The sequence below is a fragment of the Mesorhizobium sp. M0145 genome (genome assembly GCF_040322355.1).
Taxonomy (GTDB): Bacteria; Pseudomonadota; Alphaproteobacteria; order Rhizobiales; family Rhizobiaceae; genus Mesorhizobium.
Genome location: NZ_JAMYTK010000016.1, coordinates 24,968 through 41,925, shown reverse-complemented (window position 1 = coordinate 41,925; position 16,958 = coordinate 24,968). Strand labels below are relative to the sequence as shown.

Below are 16,958 nucleotides of genomic sequence, written 5' to 3'. Positions count from 1 at the left end.
TCGGATCACCTCCTTTCGATTTGTTGAACACTCCCTCATGATGGGGTGTCATCCGGCAAATGGCAAGGCGCGGCACCCGAAAATCCTGAACAAGCCTGCTTGTGCACTCGGGCGGCTTGCGGCCGGCCGATCGGGCAGGCAAGATCGAGCCGCTATTGTTCCGGGCCACTATTTTGCCGGGTAAGGGAGGACGGGATGGAGGCAGCCGAGAGAGCGGCCCGGATTGTTCGGACGGTCATCGAGACGCTGAAGCCGGGTTTTGCGGTGAGGCTGTGGACAGGCGAGCGGATCGGCCCGGCTGCCGGCCCGGTGCTCACCATCAACGACCAGGACATCGTCTGGCAGATCGTACGTCGGCCCTCTTTATCGACGCTGATCGAGATGTGGATTGCCAAGGCGGTCGACGTCGAAGACGGATCGCTGTTCGATTTCTACGCCTTGCCCACGCACGGCAAGCTCAGGACGAAGCTCAAGACATTGCCGAAGCTGGCGATCCTGCGCGACCTGCCGGCGGTGCTGTTTTCGCGAAAACAGATGACGACGCGAACCGATCTTTCCGGCCGCAATCCTTTCGTCAGCGGTTCGAGCAAGGAGGCGATCGAGCATCATTACGACATTTCCAACGCATTCTACCGGCTCTTCCTCGACGAGCGCATGGTCTATAGCTGCGGCTACTTCAAGGATTTCGCCAACGATATCGATCAGGCCCAGAGAGACAAGCTCGACCATATCTGCCGCAAGCTTCGGCTGAAGCCCGGCGATAGATTGCTCGACATCGGCTGCGGCTGGGGAGCGATGCTCATCCATGCGGTGAAGAATTATGGCGTCGTCGGCCACGGCGTTTCGCTATCGGAAGCACAGACCGAGCTCGCCCGTGAACGCATCCGCGCCGAGGGGCTGGAGGACCGCATCACCATCGAGATAAAGTCCTATGCCGAGCTGTCCGGCTCCTTCGACAAGATCTCGTCGATCGGCATGTTCGAGCATCTGGGGCTTGCCAACCATGCGGCCTATTTCTCGAGGATCCATCGCCTGCTCAAGCCGGGCGGCATCTATCTGCACCACGCCATCACCCGGCGCGACAAGGGCAGCTTGAAGAAGACGCTGCGCAAGGGGCCGGAATTCAAGGCGCTGATCAAATACATTTTTCCGGGCGGCGAACTCGACACGATCGGCATGACGCTCGGCAATCTCGAGGCCCACGGCTTCCTCGTCTACGACGTCGAAAATTTGCGCGAGCACTATGCGCGCACCTGCAGGCTATGGGCCGAGCGCCTCCACGCACGCTTCGACGAAGCTATCGCCGAGGTCGGCGAAGCCAAGGCGCGGCTCTGGCTGCTTTATCTCACCGGCTGCTCGATTACCTTCGAACGCGCCTCGGCGCAGGTTTTCCAGACCGTCGCCACAAGGCGCGCGCGTGGGCCGAGCGGCCTGCCGCCGACGCGGGCGGATTTGTACCGATAGCTACAGGAGGCGCATCGTGGCGCCGATCTCGACGCGGGCCGGTCGATCGACGGTGCAGTAGACGCCGAGGTTATGGGCGTTGTGGCGGACCAGGCTGCGCAGGATTGCCGGGTCGTGGTCGAACCCGTCCTGGCCAATGATGGTGAAGCCGCAGCGGCGGCACGGCTCGGAGATGGTCAGGAGCAGGTCGCCGATCGCCAGCTTGCGCCCGATCCATTCCGTCTCGGGGAACGACCCCTCGACCTCCGGCACATCGACGACGATGTTGGGGCGGAAGCGGCGCGCGTCGGCGGTGCCCTTTGGATGCAGCACTTTCAAACGCGCCAGTGAGGCGGTGGTCAGCAGATGAATAGGGGCTTTGACGTAGCGTTCCGTCAGCAGAGGGCCGGCGTAATCCGGAGCAGCATTTTCCCGACGGAACGGCCGGATGGAAGCCGCAAAGCCGAGATAGGCGCAAATGGCGCGATCACTTTGCGCGCCAGGTGCCGAAAGCCAGCGTCCGTCGGGGATGGCGACCTCCAGCCTGCCGGCCTGCGACAGCCGGGTGCGGATGCGGGGCACCTTGTGCCATTTCGCTTCGCGGTCGGGCCGTGCGATTTCATCGGTCGAGGTATCGACAAGACCAAACAGGCGGTCGCCTTCGACGGTATGCCGGTCGACGGAGATCGCCTGCTGAAACTCGCCGGCGAGCGAGCTCGCGGGATAGCGCCAAAGCTCGGTGACGGCGCCCAATGCGGGTTGCATCAGCCCTTCTTGTTTTGCCGGTTGGCGATAAGGTCGTCGACGACCGCCGGATCGGCCAGCGTCGAGGTATCGCCGAGCGCGGCAAAATCATCCTCGGCGATCTTGCGCAGGATGCGTCGCATGATCTTGCCGGAACGGGTCTTCGGCAGGCCGGGCGCGAACTGGATCTTGTCGGGCGAAGCGATGGCGCCGATCTCCTTGCGGACATGGGCGACGAGTTCCTGGCGCAATTCCTCGCTTGGCGTTTCGCCGGCCATCAGCGTGACATAGCAGTAGATGCCCTGGCCCTTGATATCGTGCGGGTAGCCGACGACGGCGGCCTCCGAGACCTTCTCATGCGAAACCAGCGCCGATTCGACCTCGGCGGTGCCCATGCGGTGGCCGGAGACGTTGATGACGTCGTCGACGCGGCCGGTGATCCAGTAGTAGCCGTCAGCATCGCGGCGGCAGCCGTCGCCGGTGAAGTATCTGCCCTTGTAGGTCGAGAAATAGGTCTGCACGAAGCGGTCGTGATCGCCATAGACGGTGCGCGTCTGGCCCGGCCATGAGTCGGCAATACAAAGATTGCCGCTGGCTTCGCCTTCGAGCACCTTGCCGTCGGTATCGACCAGCTGCGGCTTGACGCCAAAGAAGGGCCGCGTCGCTGAACCCGCCTTGAGGTGGGTGGCGCCCGGAACCGGCGTGATCATGATGCCGCCGGTCTCGGTCTGCCACCAGGTATCGACGATCGGCACCTTGCCGTTGCCTACGACGTTGAAATACCACTCCCAGGCTTCCGGATTGATCGGCTCACCGACGGTGCCGAGCACGCGCAGCGACTTGCGCGACGTTTTGGTGACATGGGCATCGCCGGCGCCCATCAGCGCGCGCAACGCCGTCGGCGCCGTGTAGAAGATGTTGACCTTGTGCTTGTCGATCACGTCCCAGAAACGCGACTGCGACGGGTAGTTCGGCACGCCTTCGAACATCAGCGTGGTGGCGCCGTTGGCGAGCGGCCCGTAGACGATGTAGCTGTGGCCGGTGACCCAGCCGACATCGGCGGTGCACCAGTAGATATCGCCGTCATGATAGTCGAAGACATATTGGTGGGTCATCGAGACATAGACGAGATAGCCGGCGGTGGTGTGCAGCACACCTTTCGGCTTGCCGGTCGAGCCGGATGTGTAGAGGATGAACAACGGGTCCTCGGCGTTCATCTTCTCGGGCTTGCATTCGGCCTTAACCGTCGCGACCTCGTCATGGTACCAGACGTCGCGCCCGGCGGCCCAGCCGGTCTTGCCGCCAGTGCGGCGCACTACCAAGACCTTTTCGACTTTCGTTCCGGCCTTGGCGGCGATCTCGATCGCCTTGTCCGTGTTCTCCTTTAGCGGGATCGGCTTGCCGCCGCGCAGGCCTTCGTCGGCGGTGATGACGAAGGTCGACTTGCAGTCATCGATGCGTCCGGCCAGCGCATCCGGCGAAAAGCCGCCGAAGACGACCGAATGAATGGCGCCGATGCGCGTGCAGGCGAGCATCGCATAAGCGGCCTCCGGGATCATCGGCATGTAGATGGTTACGCGGTCGCCCTTCTTGACGCCGTGCTTTTTCATCACATTGGCGAGGCGGCAGACATGCGCGTAAAGCTCGTTATAGGTGATCTTCCTGTCGTCGTAGGGATTGTCGCCTTCCCAGATGATGGCGGTCTGTTCGCCGCGCTTCTTCAGATGCCGGTCGATGCAGTTCCAGGAAACGTTGGTCTGGCCATCCTCGAACCATTTGATTGAGACCTGGCCGTCGAAGGACGTGTTCTTGACCTTGCTGTACGGCTTGAACCAGTCGATGCGCTTGCCGTGCTTGCCCCAGAACTTGTCCGGGTTCTTGACGCTGTCGGCGTACCATTTCAGGTAGGTGTCATTGTCAATCAGCGCGTTCTTCTTCCACGCCGGCTGGACGCGATGGACATGAACATCGGACATTTCTTCGCCTTCCTCCCCAAAACCAAACCGCCGGCTTGACCGCCGGCAGGATCGCAGCGATGCGGCCGCGAATTCGCGCGCATTATTAACAGTTCGGCCGCGACGGCAACATTAGACGTTGGATTCGCGCGGCGGGATGCCGCAGGCGCCTTACCAGGCGGTGTCAGCACTCTCGTGAGTCGGCTGCTAAGCGCATGTTTTTGCGGAAGTAATCTGGTTCGATCATAGAAATATCAATAGACGATTAAGCAAATGGGGTGCACAATTTCAGCCTGGGAGGAAGGAGAATCAACCAGGGGACCGCAATGCGCGACCATTCCGAAATGGACCTGATGCTCAAGGGCTATGGCTTGACCACGGCCAAGATTCTTTATCACTTTCCAGATCATCCGCATCTGCTGCAGAGCTTCATCTGGCAGGATTACGACATCGCCCCGAAATTTCCCGTGCTGATCCGTTTCATCGAGTTCTGGAAGGCCAAGCTCGAAGGCCCGCTGCATTCGGTCAGCTACACGCACCAGAAGCTGATCGCGCCGAACGAATGGCGCAAGGTCGACGGCGAGTTCGTTCTGCATTAGCCGGGCGGGCGGCAGCCTGGGAGCCGCCGCCCAGCTTTTGGAGCGTCAGACTGCGGGCGGGTTCAGCCGGGCAAAACCCTCCTGCCGGCGATAGGGAAAATACGGATAGGGTGCGGTGACCTCACTTGCCGTGTCGAGCTTCTTCATCTGCTCGGCTGTCAACGACCAGCCGACGGCGCCGAGATTCTGGCGCAACTGCTCCTCGTTGCGCGCGCCGACGATGACGGAGGCGACGGTCGGCCGCTGCAGCAGCCAATTGATGGCGATCTGCGGTATGGTCTTGCCGGTTTCCTCGGCGACAACATCAAGCGCGTCGACGACCCGATAGAGATGCTCATCCTCGACGGGCGGTCCGAAGCTTGCCGTGTCGTGCAGCCGGCTTTTCTCAGGCAGCTTCTGGCCACGGCGGATCTTGCCGGTCAGGCGGCCCCAGCCGAGCGGGCTCCACACCAGCGCACCGACACCCTGGTCGAGGCCGAGCGGCATCAACTCCCATTCATAGTCGCGTCCGACCAGCGAGTAATAGACCTGATGGGCGACGTATCGGGGATAGCCGTATCTGCCCGCCAGGCCGAGCGATTTCATCACTTGCCAGCCGGAAAAATTGGAGACGCCGACATAACGCAGTTTGCCGGCGCGCACGAGACTGTCCAGTGTCGACAGCACCTCCTCGATCGGTGTTGCAGCGTCGAAGGCGTGCAGTTGCAGCAGGTCGATGTAGTCGGTGCCAAGGCGCCCCAGCGCGTCTTCGACGGCCTTGATCAGGCGTGAACGTGACGATCCGGCATCGTTGGGACCGTCGCCTATCGGCAGCGAGGTCTTGGTCGAGATCAGCACGGTGTCGCGGCGGCCCTTGATGGCAGCGCCGAGCACTTGTTCGGAAGCGCCATTCGAATAGACGTCGGCGGTGTCGAACAGGTTGACGCCGGCCTCAAGGCAGATGTCGACCAGCCGCCGTGCTTCCGTCGCATCGCTGTTGCCCCAGGCGCCGAACAGCGGGCCTGAACCGCCGAAGGTTCCAGCGCCGAACGAGAGCGCCGGGACCTTCAGGCCTGATGCGCCAAGATTTCGATAATCCATGGGTTTGCTCCTTGTGGAAGGATGGCTGTTTCAAAGATTGGTTGAGGTTTGCCGTTCTATGACCGCGCGATTTCCGGTGTGGCGAGGACAGGATCTCGGTCGAGGCGCAGCGCAAACGCCGCCACGGCAAGCGCTGAAAGCGGCAACAGGGCCGCGACCCAGGTGACGGCATCGAGGCCGGGACCATGGGCGATGACCACGCCGCCGAGCCAGGCGCCGGCAGCATTGCCGAGGTTGAAGGCGGCGATGTTGAAGGATGAGGCGAGGCTCTGGCCGGCGCCTTGTGCCTTTTCCAGCACCCACATCTGCAGCGGCGCCACGGTGGCGAAGGCGGCGGCGCCGAGCAGGCCGACATAGATAACGGCCATGACCTGGCTGTGCAGGGCGAAGGTCATGGTGCCGAGCACCATCGCCAGAACGACGAGACTGCCGAGAACGGACGGTACCAACCAACGGTCGGCGAACTTGCCGCCGGCGAGGTTGCCGGCGATGAGGCCGCCGCCGAAGACCAGCAGGATCGGCGACACCGCTGCTTCGTCAAAACCGGTGATCTCGGTCAGCAACGGGGCGATGTAGGTGAAGACGGCGAAGACGCCGGCATAGCCAAGCACGGTGGTAGCAAAGCCAAGCAGGACCGGCGTGCGGCCGAGCACGGCGAGATCGGCGCGCAAATTGCTCTTCTCAGGCTCTGTTCGGCTGCCCGGCACCAGCAGCAGAATGATGGTAAAGGCGGCGATGCCGACCAGGGTCACCGCCCAGAAGGTCGCGCGCCAGCCGAAGGCTTGGCCGAGCCATGTGCCGAAGGGCACGCCGAGGATGTTGGCGATGGTCAGGCCGGTGAACATCAGGGCGATCGCCGAGGCTTTCTTGTTGGGCGCCACCAGTCCGGTCGCCACGACCGAGCCGACGCCGAAGAAGGTGCCGTGGGCGAAGGCGGTCAGTACGCGCGCACCCATCAGCGTCCAGTAGTCTGGGGCAAGCGCACAAGCGAGGTTGCCCAGCGTGAAGATCGCCATCAGCGCCAGAAGCACGGTTTTGCGCGGCCAACGGCCGGTTGCGATCGTCAGCAGCGGCGCGCCGATGACGACGCCCAGCGCATAGCCGGAAATCAGCTGGCCGGCAGCCGAGATCGAGACGCCGAGATCGGTGCTGACGTCGAGCAGCAGGCCCATGATGACGAATTCGGTGACGCCGATGCCAAAGGCACCGGCGGCAAGAGCGTAAAGAGCAAGGGGCATGGCGGTTCCCACTTCGATGACGACCAGTTTTGACGACGGGCGCCGTGTCCTCCCACGCCCCGATCCGGAAGATCGTGCCGCGATGTGCTGTGAACCAGCCTTGCATCGGGCACATCGTCTGTGAAATAAATTCACCAATGGCCAGGCCCGACATCAATCGCTCCGGCGAGATCGAAGTGTTCGTCCGCGTCGTCGAGGCGGGCAGCTTTTCAGCCGCTGCCCGTGCGTTGCGGATGACGCCGTCGGCGGTGAGCAAGCTGATCGCGCGGCTGGAGGCGCGGCTTGGTGCGCGGCTGGTCAGCCGTTCGACGCGCAAGCTGCAACTGACGCCGGAGGGGGCGGCGTTCTTCGACAGCGGCGTGCGCGTCCTGGCCGACATGGCGGCGGCCGAGCGCGAGGCAGCGGCGGGTGCCGCGCCGCGTGGCCGGCTGCGGATCAGCAGCTATGTGCCTTTCGGGCAGCACCGGCTGATCCCGCTTTTGCCGCGTTTTCTAGAGCGCTACCCCGAAATCTCGGTCGATCTGGTGTTGACTGACGATGTCATCGACCTGATGGAGGAGCGCGCTGACGTCGCCATCCGCGCCGGGCCGCTCGGCGAATCACGGCTGGTGGCGCGCAAGCTCGGGCAGAGCCGGGTGGTCGTCGTTGCGGCGCCATCGTATCTCGAAGCGCGTGGCACGCCCAAGGAGCCCGCCGATCTCGATCGTTACAACCGGATGGGCTTCCGTTTCGTACGTCACCTCGAGGGCTGGCCTTTTATCGACGCGGCCGGCAAGCCGATCACCCTGTCGATCATCGGAAATACGCTGGTCAGCGACGGCGAGGCGATGCGGCTGATGGCGCTCTCGGGGGCGGGCATCGCCCGGCTGGCACGCTGGCATGTGGAGGCCGACATTGCCGCCGGCCGGCTTCTGCCGCTGCTGGAAGAGTTCAACCCCGGCGACGAGGAACTCACCCACGCCGTCTATGTCGGCCAAGGCAAGCATCTGCCGGCGCGGGTGCGGGCGTTTTTGGACTTTTTGGTCGAGACTGTCCGGCTGACCTGAGCCCAAAAAAGATCGGGAGCCTGCCGGCTCCCGAAGCATCGAATCGAAGGTGAGTTTGAGTTACGTTTTCGGCACAAAGGGCGCCGGACGCCGGCCCGCAGCCTGACGTTCCACCATCCAGCCGGGGTATTCGGCGGGCAGGGCACTGACTTCGTCGAGGCGAACGAGATCATCGGCATCGAGCTTCAACTCGGTGGCTGCAAGGTTCTGTTCCAGCTGCTCCATGCGGCTGGCGCCGATGATGACGCTCATCACGAACGGCTTGGCCAGCACATAGCCGAGCGCCACCGTGGCGACGCTGACGCCGTGCTTGGCGGCGATCTCGCGCATGACGGCGACTGCTGCCCAGGCACGGTCCTCATTGACCGGCGGGAAATTGAAGCTGGCGCGACGGCCCTCGCCATTGCCGGGGGCGCCCGGTCCGTATTTGCCGGAGAGCAGGCCGCCAGCCATCGGCGACCAGACCATCAGCCCGAGCTTCTCCTCGTTGAGCAGCGGCACGATTTCGCGCTCGAGATCGCGGCCGGCGATCGAGTAGTACGACTGCACGGTCTCGAAGCGGGCAAATCCCTTGCGCTCGGCAATACCCAGCGCCTTGGCGATGCGCCAAGCCTGCCAGTTCGAGACGCCGACATAGCGGACCTTGCCGGCGGCAACGAGGTCGTCGAGCGCCCGCAGTGTCTCGTCGATCGGCGTCACCGTGTCGGTGCCGTGCAGCTGGTAGAGATCGATGTGATCGAGCTGCAGCCGCTCGAGGCTGCCTTCGACCGAATCCATGATGTGGCCGCGCGAGGAACCACGCTGGTTCGGGCCCCCGCCCATGGCGCCATGGACCTTGGTGGCGATGATCACGTCCTGTCGGTTGACGCCAAGATTCCTGAGCGACTGGCCGAGAAGCCGTTCCGAGGCGCCGAAGGAATAGACATCCGCCGTGTCGAAGAAATTGACGCCGGCGGCGAGCGAGCGGGCAACGATCTCGTCGACGCCCTTCTGGTCGAGGCTGGCGATCAGGCCCCATTGGGCATTCTCGCCGGCCGCGCCGAACGTCATCGTGCCGAGGCAAAGTTCGGAGACGAACATGCCCGTATTTCCAAGTTGATTGTAACGCATGGGTGGCTCCAGACGGGTTGAGAATAACTCGACCCATATAGGAACGAAACGTTCCGTTTCTATACGCTGGCGCAGTCAATGTCAGCCTGTGGCCTAAGGTCGGCTGCGCCTCATCTGGCGCCGAAAATTGCCGATCCAACCCTGACACTGGTCGCGCCGAAGGCGATCGCGGTTTCGTAGTCGCCGGACATGCCCATGGAGAGCTTGTCGACGCCGGCCTCGAGCCCAAGCTTTTCCAGCAGCGCGAAATGCGGACCGGGGTTCTCGTCGGCCGGCGGAATGCACATCAGCCCTTCGATGGCGAGGGCGTGAACCGAGCGGCAGCGGGCCACGAAGGCGACAGCCTCGCGCGGCTCGATGCCGGCCTTTTGCGGCTCGGAGCCGGTGTTGACCTGGACATAGAGCCTTGGTGACCGGCCTTGCCTGGCGATCTCCTTGGCCAGCTCTGCGGCGATCTTTTCACGGTCGACGGTTTCGATGACATCGAACAATGCCACCGCTTCCTTGGCCTTGTTCGATTGCAGCGGACCGATCAGATGCAGCTCGATGTCGGAAAATGCCTCCTTCAGCACCGGCCATTTCGCTTGTGCTTCCTGGACGCGGTTTTCGCCGAAGACGCGCTGGCCGGCCTCGATAATCGGGCGGATATCGGCGGCGTCGAAGGTTTTCGAGACTGCGACCAGCGTCACCGCTCCGGCCTCACGGCCTGCCTCGCGCTCGGCGGCAGCGATCCTTGCCTTGACCGTGAAAAGCTGTTCGACGGCGCTCGCCATGCCTATATCCTGCCTGTGTTTGGCTTTTCGCCGGATCGCCGCAGTTGACGGGTCCGGCAATCCATGGTGAACACCGCGACGACATTTCCTGAGCCGCCCGGGCATTGTCCGGCGGCTCGCGCATGCTTTTAAGTGAAAAACACCCGATGGCAACCGAACGATACAATCCGCGCGCGTCAGAGCCCAAATGGCAGAACGCCTGGGACGCCAAGAAGCTGTTCGAAGCCGACAATGACGACCCGCGCCCGAAATACTACGTGCTGGAGATGTTCCCGTATCCGTCGGGGCGCATCCATATCGGCCATACCCGCAACTATACGATGGGCGACGTGGTGGCGCGCTACAAGCGGGCCAAGGGTTTCAACGTGCTGCACCCGATGGGCTGGGACGCCTTTGGCATGCCAGCCGAAAACGCGGCGATGCAGAACAAGGTCCATCCCAAGGACTGGACCTATCAGAACATCGCCGCCATGCGCGAGCAGCTCAAGGTCATGGGCCTGTCGCTCGATTGGGCCCGCGAGTTCGCCACCTGCGACGTCGACTACTATCACCGCCAGCAGATGCTGTTCCTCGATTTCGTCGAGAAGGGGCTGGTGACGCGCAAATCCTCCAAGGTCAACTGGGATCCGGAGGACATGACGGTGCTTGCCAACGAGCAGGTCATCGACGGACGCGGCTGGCGCTCAGGCGCGCTGGTGGAACAGCGCGAGCTGACGCAGTGGTTCTTCAAGATCACCGATTACGCGCAGGATCTGCTGGATTCGCTCGACCAACTCGACGACTGGCCGGAAAAAGTGAAGCTGATGCAGGCGAACTGGATCGGCCGTTCGGAAGGGCTGCTGATCCGCTGGCCGCTGGCCAAGCCAGTCGCCGGCGAGCATGAGCTCGAAGTCTATACGACCAGGCCCGACACCATCTTCGGCGCGTCCTTCATGGCGATTGCGGCCGACCATCCGCTGGCCAAAAAGGCCGCCGAGGACAATCCGGCGCTGGCAAAGTTCATCGACGAAGTCCGCCATATGGGCACTTCGGCGGCGGCATTGGAGACGGCCGAGAAGAAGGGTTTCGATACCGGCATTCGCGTTGTCCATCCGTTCGACGAGAGGTGGACGCTGCCCGTCTACGTCGCCAATTTCGTGCTGATGGACTATGGCACCGGCGCCATCTTCGGCTGCCCGGCACATGACCAGCGCGACCTCGACTTCGCCAACAGATACGGCCTTCCGGTCATTCCGGTGGTGATGCCGGAAGGCGAGAATCAAGGAAGCTTCCAGGTCATCGACGAGGCTTATGTCGATGATGGCGCGATGATCAATTCGCGCTTCCTCGACGGCATGAAGCCGGATCAGGCATTCGACGAGGTGGCGAAGCTGCTGGAACAAAGGACCATCGGCAACCGGCCGATGGCCGAGCGCAAGGTGAATTTCCGCCTGCGCGACTGGGGCATTTCGCGCCAGCGCTATTGGGGCTGCCCGATCCCGATGATCCATTGCGAGGATTGCGGCGTGGTGCCGGTGCCGAAGGCCGACCTGCCGGTCAAGCTGCCGGACGACATCGAGTTCGACCGGCCGGGCAATCCGCTCGATCGCCATCCGACATGGCGGCACGTCAAATGCCCGCGTTGCGGCAAGGATGCGCGGCGCGAAACCGACACGATGGACACATTTGTCGATTCTTCTTGGTATTTCGCTCGCTTCACCGCGCCGTGGGCAAACGATCCGACCGATCCCAAGGCCGCGACTGAATGGCTGCCGGTCGACCAGTATATTGGCGGCATTGAGCATGCGATCCTGCATTTGCTCTATTCGCGCTTTTTCACCCGCGCCATGCGCGAGACCGGCCATGTCGATCTCGCCGAGCCGTTCAGGGGCCTGTTCACGCAAGGCATGGTGGTGCACGAGACCTATCGGGTTGGCGGCGCCTCGAACGGCCGCTGGCTTGCGCCTAGCGAGGTCAGGCTGGAAGACGCCGACGGCAAGCGCCGCGCCTTCGAAATCGCCACCGGCGAAGAGGCGGTGATCGGTCCGCTCGAAAAAATGTCGAAGTCGAAGAAGAATACGGTGAGTCCGGAAGAGATCACCGACGGCTACGGCGCCGATACGGCGCGCTGGTTCATGCTGTCGGACTCGCCGCCCGAGCGCGATGTCGAATGGACCGACGAGGGTGCGGCCGGCGCGCATCGCTTCATCCAGCGCATCTGGCGCCTGGTGTCGACGGCTGCCGAATCGCTCGCCGGAGTCCGGCCAGAGGCGGCGAAGGACGGCGAGGCCGGGACAGTGTCCAAGGCCGCGCACAAGATCTTGAAGTCGGTCGGCGAGGATATCGAAAAGCTCGCCTTCAACCGCGCCATCGCCCGCATCTACGAGCTCGCCAATGCCTTGACCGTACCGCTCAACGAGGCGGCAGAGGGCAGGGCCGGTCCGGCGCTGCAAGCGGCCTGCCGTGAGGCCGTCGAGATCCTGGTGCACCTGATCGCGCCGGTCATGCCGCATCTGGCCGAGGAGTGCTGGCAGACGCTCGGCGGCACCGACCTTGTCGCCGAACGGCCCTGGCCGGATTACGATCGCTCGCTTGTCGTCGACGCCGAGATCGTGCTGCCGGTCCAGGTCAACGGCAAGAAACGCGGCGATTTGACAATTGCCCGTGACGCGGATCAAGGTGCGGTCGAAAAGGCGGTTCTGGCTCTCGACTTCGTGCAGAAAGCGCTCGAAGGTAAGGCGCCGCGCAAGGTGATCATCGTGCCGCAGAGGATCGTCAATGTCGTTGCCTGATCCGCGAAAGACAGAGCTGACGCTGCGCCGCGTCGTGCTTTGCGGGCTGCTCGCCTCGGTGGCGCTGGTTTCCGCCTGCACGGTGCGGCCGCTCTATTCGAGCGCGCCGCTGATCGCCGGCTCGCAGGTCGGCGCCGCTGCCGAGCTGGCATCGATCTCGGTCAAGCCGGTCAAGACCCGCTACGCCCAGCAGGTCCGCAACAATTTGATCTTCGCGCTCGGCCAGGGCGCCGGCGAGCCGGCTTCGCCGGTCTATTCGCTTGATCTCGGCGTCTCCGAACTCGTCGAATCGGCGGCAATCGAGCAGGTCACGACCGACGAGGACGAGCCGACCGCCGGCACTGTGACGCTGACTGCCAACTATGTGCTCAGCGATGCCAAGACGGGCACGGTCATAGCGAGGGGCAAGCGCTCGATTCCGTCGTCATACGACAGGCCGCGCCAGGAATTCGCGTCATACCGGGCCCAGATCGACGCCGAGAACCGTGCGGCGCGCGAGCTGGCAGATGTGCTGCGGCTGTCGATTGCCCAGGATCTGATCAAGCACGGCAAGCCGGCGGCAAGCTAGGTCTTTCCAGAGTGCGCAATCTGCAAAAAAGGCCGATTGCTCGGCCTTTTTGTTCGTAGGATAGTCGCTTCAGCCGATCTTCTGCCCGGTCTTTGCCCAGTCGGCGAGGAACAGTTCCAGGCCCTTGTCGGTCAGCGGGTGCTTGACCAGCGCCTTGAGCGTCGCCGGCGGCGCGGTGATGACATCGGCACCGATCAGCGCCGCCTGCTTGACATGGTTCACGGTACGCACCGAAGCGGTCAGGATTTCAGTCTGGAAGTCATAATTGTCGTAGATGGTGCGGATATCGGCAATCAGCTCCATGCCGTCCCAGCCGCTGTCGTCGATGCGGCCGACGAAGGGCGAGATGAAGGAGGCGCCGGCCTTGGCGGCGAGCAGCGCCTGGGTGGCCGAGAAGCACAGCGTGACGTTGACCATGCGGCCGTCCGACCGGATGTCCTTGCAGGCTCTCAGGCCGTCGAGCGTCAGCGGCACCTTGATGCAGACATTGTCGGCGATCCTGGCCAGGATCTTGGCCTCCGCCATCATGTCCTTGTATTCGGTGGCGACGACTTCGGCCGAGACTGGGCCCTTGACGATCTCGCAGATCTCTCTTGTGACGTCGGCGATCTTGCCGCCGGATTTCAGGATCAGCGACGGATTGGTGGTTACGCCGTCGAGCAGCCCCAAATCGTTCAGCTCGCGGATTTCCTTGACATCGGCGGTGTCGACAAAAAATTTCATGGCGGTCTCCTGAAGATTTTTCATGTGCACGTCATGCACATTTGGGGTCGGACTTTGATCTAGACCAAAGTCGGGGCAAGGTCACGCCTCATGATCGAAGATTCGCCCTTTGTCGCGGCCGCACCGGTGCTGGTGCCGATGCCCGCCGAGCGCCCCTACACCTATGCCGTGCCGGCTGGCATGCGCGTGGTGCCGGGCTCGATCGTGCGCGTTCCGCTTGGGCCCCGCCAGGTCGCCGGCATCGTCTGGGACGGCGCCGTCGAAAAGGTCGACGCGAAGAAATTGCGGCCGATCGAGCAGGTTTTCGACTGCCCGCCGATCGACCGCGCGATGCGGCGTTTTGTCGATTGGGTGGCGCAGTACACGCTGTCGCCGCCCGGCATGGTGGCGCGCATGCTGCTCAGGGCGCCGGAGGCGTTCGACCCGGAGCCGTGGATCGAAGGGCTGCAGCGCACCTTCGCCAGACCCGACCGGATGACGGAGGCGAGGACGCGCGTGCTGGAGACGGCCGAAGGCGGACTTGCCTGGACGCGATCCGGCCTGGCGCATGCGGCAGGCGTGTCGTCGACGGTGGTGGACGGGCTGCGGGTGCAGGGCGTATTCCAGACGGTGATGATCCCGCCGCGGCCGGTGGTCGCAGCACCCGATCCCGGCTACGCCTTGCCTTCACTGATGCCCAACCAGAGCGATGCCGCCGAGACGCTGCGCGCCAATGTCGCGACCGGTACATTCGGCGTCACCCTGCTCGACGGTGTAACCGGATCCGGCAAGACGGAGGTCTATTTCGAGGCGGTCGCGGCCGCGCTCGATCGCGGCAAGCAGGTGCTGATCCTGCTGCCGGAAATCGCGCTGACGCATGCCTTCCTCGAACGCTTCCAGGAGCGGTTCGGTGCCAAGCCGGCGGAATGGCACTCGGACCTGCCGCCAAGGATGCGCGAAAAGGTCTGGCGGCAGGTAGCGGAAGGCGGCGTGCGGGTCGTCGCAGGCGCGCGCTCGGCGCTGTTCCTGCCATTCAGGGAGCTTGGATTGATCGTCGTCGACGAAGAGCACGATCCCGCCTACAAGCAGGAGGATCGCGTCTTTTACAACGCGCGCGACATGGCCGTGGTGCGCGGCCATATCGGCGGCTTTCCGGTCGTGCTCGCCTCGGCGACGCCGTCGGTCGAAAGCCGGGTCAATGCCAGCCAGGGCCGCTACAGCAGGGCGGTGCTTTCGGCGCGCTTTGCCGAGGCGGCACTTCCCGATCTCAAGACGATCGACATGCGCCGCGCGCCGCCGGCACGCGGCGGCTTCCTGTCGCCTGTACTGCTCGGCCATATACGGCAGACGCTGGAAAGAAAGGAACAGTCGCTGCTGTTCCTCAACCGGCGCGGCTATGCGCCGCTGACGCTCTGCCGGGTCTGCGGCCACCGCTTCGGCTGTCCGGTCTGCTCGGCCTGGCTGGTCGAGCACCGCTTTCGCGGCCAGCTCGTCTGCCACCACTGCGGGCACAATGAACGCCGGCCCGAAGCCTGTCCGGAATGCGGCACGCTCGATCATCTGGTCGCCTGCGGGCCAGGCGTCGAGCGCATCGCCGAGGAGGTCGTCGCGCATTTCCCCGATGCCCGCACTATCGTACTGTCGTCCGACCTGATGGGCGGCGTGCGCCGGCTGCGGCTCGAGCTTGAAGCCATCGCCAATGGCGAGGCCGACATCGTCATCGGCACGCAACTCGTCGCCAAGGGCCATAATTTCCCCAACATGACGCTGGTCGGTGTGGTCGATGCCGATCTCGGCCTTGCCAATGGCGATCCGCGCGCCGCCGAGCGCACCTTCCAACTGCTCAGCCAGGTGACCGGCCGCGCCGGCCGTACCGGCAAGAAAAGCCTCGGCCTGCTGCAGACCTTCCAACCCGACCACCCGGTGATGCGCGCGATCGTCTCCGGCGATGCCGAGTCCTTCTACGAGCGCGAGATCGCCGAGCGTGAGCGGGCGGCGCTGCCGCCCTTCGGCAGGCTCGCCGGCGTCATCGTCAGCGCGGCGACACGGGCCGAAGCCGAAGGGCACGCCCGTGGCCTGCGTCGCGCCGCGCCGCAAGCCACCGACCTGTTCGTGCTCGGCCCGGCCGAGGCGCCGCTGTCGTTGATCGGCGGCCGCCATCGCTTTCGCCTGCTGATCCAGGGCGAGCGGCGCGCCGACATGCAAGGGTTCATTCGCACCATGCTGGCCGAGGGACCGAAGATAAGGGGCTCGGTGCGAGTCCAGGTCGACATCGACCCGCAGAGCTTTTTGTGAAGGGGCTCAGAGGACAGGCTTCCGCAAATTGCCGATGCCCATCTGGCGTATGTCTCTTGCTTCGCTAGAATGCCCGAAATTTCGACTATGCATTTAAGAGGGGACAAGATGGAATTTGCGTTTCCATGGCCGATGAGCCAGGGCGAGTGGCTGGCGTGGTCGAGCGCGGTCGCGACCCTATTGCTCGGCCTATTGCTATTCCTGGCGCCACAGCTGGCATTCCGCATCCTGCGGCTGCAGGTCAGACCGGAGAAGGCGGCGGCGATCGCCGAGGGGCGCGGCCGGATGTCGGGGTTCTATCTCGGCCTCAGCCTGTGCTGCATCCTCCTGGCGCAGCCGCTGCTCTACATGGCGCTCGGCTTCTCCTGGCTATTCACCGCCTTCGGCCGGCTGCTATCGATGATGTCGGACGGCGCCAATACGCCGTTCAACTGGGCATCCATCGTCGTCGAGCTGGTGCTGGCGGCGCTGCCGCTTGCCTTCGCCTTCGGCTTTTTGCCCTGAATCAGGGATCAATCCGGGGTTGGTTGCTGAACTCGCCCGGCGGATGCGACAATAGTGCCTGAAAACCATGCCGGACGACGCATTGCGGTCTGAAAATGCCTGTGCTAGACGGCAATCGACTTTCGACCGG

The 16,958-nt window shown here is 63.7% G+C and carries 14 protein-coding genes; 7 read left to right on the top strand and 7 right to left on the bottom strand.

Translation table 11 applies throughout. The features are described from left to right. Positions 1-195 precede the first annotated feature (195 nt). A complete protein-coding gene (locus NKJ28_RS21695; protein WP_023678114.1) occupies positions 196-1,464 on the top strand; it encodes a class I SAM-dependent methyltransferase in 1,269 nt (422 codons plus the stop codon). Here NKJ28_RS21695 and NKJ28_RS21690 read toward each other — a convergent pair whose 3' ends face one another. Together NKJ28_RS21690 and acs are read right to left on the bottom strand one after the other, a co-directional pair. Further along, complete coding sequence (locus tag NKJ28_RS21690; RefSeq protein WP_023678113.1) at positions 1,465-2,208, bottom strand: MOSC domain-containing protein; 744 nt, start codon at positions 2,206-2,208, stop codon at positions 1,465-1,467. It abuts the gene before it with no gap. Next, on the bottom strand, positions 2,208-4,163 hold the full coding sequence (gene acs / locus NKJ28_RS21685; protein WP_023678112.1) for an acetate--CoA ligase: 1,956 nt from the start codon (positions 4,161-4,163) through the stop codon (positions 2,208-2,210). The genes NKJ28_RS21690 and acs overlap by 1 nt, the downstream gene beginning before the upstream one ends. 305 nt (positions 4,164-4,468) lie before the next feature. On the opposite strand from acs, the gene NKJ28_RS21680 reads away from it, so the two are divergent. Next, on the top strand, positions 4,469-4,741 hold the full coding sequence (locus NKJ28_RS21680; RefSeq protein WP_023678111.1) for an usg protein: 273 nt from the start codon (positions 4,469-4,471) through the stop codon (positions 4,739-4,741). A gap of 45 nt (positions 4,742-4,786) precedes the next feature. Here NKJ28_RS21680 and NKJ28_RS21675 read toward each other — a convergent pair whose 3' ends face one another. Both NKJ28_RS21675 and NKJ28_RS21670 read right to left on the bottom strand, forming a co-directional pair. Continuing rightward, positions 4,787-5,821, bottom strand: coding sequence for an aldo/keto reductase (locus NKJ28_RS21675; protein ID WP_352624917.1), 1,035 nt, complete (start codon positions 5,819-5,821; stop codon positions 4,787-4,789). 56 nt (positions 5,822-5,877) lie between these two features. After that, the gene (locus NKJ28_RS21670; RefSeq protein ID WP_352636908.1) at positions 5,878-7,059 is read right to left on the bottom strand and encodes an MFS transporter; all 1,182 of its coding nucleotides are present in this window, start codon (positions 7,057-7,059) and stop codon (positions 5,878-5,880) included. 137 nt (positions 7,060-7,196) lie between these two features. On the opposite strand from NKJ28_RS21670, the gene NKJ28_RS21665 reads away from it, so the two are divergent. Next, positions 7,197-8,105, top strand: a complete 909-nt coding sequence (locus tag NKJ28_RS21665; RefSeq protein ID WP_352624921.1) for a LysR family transcriptional regulator — start codon at positions 7,197-7,199, stop codon at positions 8,103-8,105. A 60-nt stretch (positions 8,106-8,165) separates the two neighbouring features. On the opposite strand, the gene NKJ28_RS21660 is transcribed toward NKJ28_RS21665, so the two are convergent. Further along, complete coding sequence (locus tag NKJ28_RS21660; protein ID WP_352624923.1) at positions 8,166-9,215, bottom strand: aldo/keto reductase; 1,050 nt, start codon at positions 9,213-9,215, stop codon at positions 8,166-8,168. 110 nt (positions 9,216-9,325) lie between these two features. Continuing rightward, positions 9,326-9,988 (bottom strand): YggS family pyridoxal phosphate-dependent enzyme, encoded by a 663-nt coding sequence (locus NKJ28_RS21655; RefSeq protein WP_023678106.1) that lies wholly within the window; start codon positions 9,986-9,988, stop codon positions 9,326-9,328. Between the two features lie 146 nt (positions 9,989-10,134). Between NKJ28_RS21655 and leuS the strand changes: the two genes are divergently transcribed. Both leuS and NKJ28_RS21645 read left to right on the top strand, forming a co-directional pair. Further along, positions 10,135-12,759, top strand: a complete 2,625-nt coding sequence (gene leuS / locus NKJ28_RS21650) for a leucine--tRNA ligase (RefSeq protein WP_023678105.1) — start codon at positions 10,135-10,137, stop codon at positions 12,757-12,759. Then, the gene (locus NKJ28_RS21645) at positions 12,746-13,327 is read left to right on the top strand and encodes an LPS assembly lipoprotein LptE (protein WP_023678104.1); all 582 of its coding nucleotides are present in this window, start codon (positions 12,746-12,748) and stop codon (positions 13,325-13,327) included. The genes leuS and NKJ28_RS21645 overlap by 14 nt, the downstream gene beginning before the upstream one ends. 69 nt (positions 13,328-13,396) lie before the next feature. Here the strand turns inward: NKJ28_RS21645 and fsa are convergent, their stop codons facing one another. Continuing rightward, the gene (gene fsa, locus NKJ28_RS21640; RefSeq protein WP_023678103.1) at positions 13,397-14,050 is read right to left on the bottom strand and encodes a fructose-6-phosphate aldolase; all 654 of its coding nucleotides are present in this window, start codon (positions 14,048-14,050) and stop codon (positions 13,397-13,399) included. Positions 14,051-14,140: 90 nt separating this feature from the next. On the opposite strand from fsa, the gene NKJ28_RS21635 reads away from it, so the two are divergent. Continuing rightward, positions 14,141-16,324, top strand: a complete 2,184-nt coding sequence (locus tag NKJ28_RS21635) for a primosomal protein N' (RefSeq protein ID WP_352636907.1) — start codon at positions 14,141-14,143, stop codon at positions 16,322-16,324. 108 nt (positions 16,325-16,432) lie between these two features. Beyond that, the gene (locus NKJ28_RS21630) at positions 16,433-16,828 is read left to right on the top strand and encodes an AGROH133_08824 family phage infection protein (RefSeq protein ID WP_292656459.1); all 396 of its coding nucleotides are present in this window, start codon (positions 16,433-16,435) and stop codon (positions 16,826-16,828) included. Positions 16,829-16,958 lie beyond the last annotated feature (130 nt).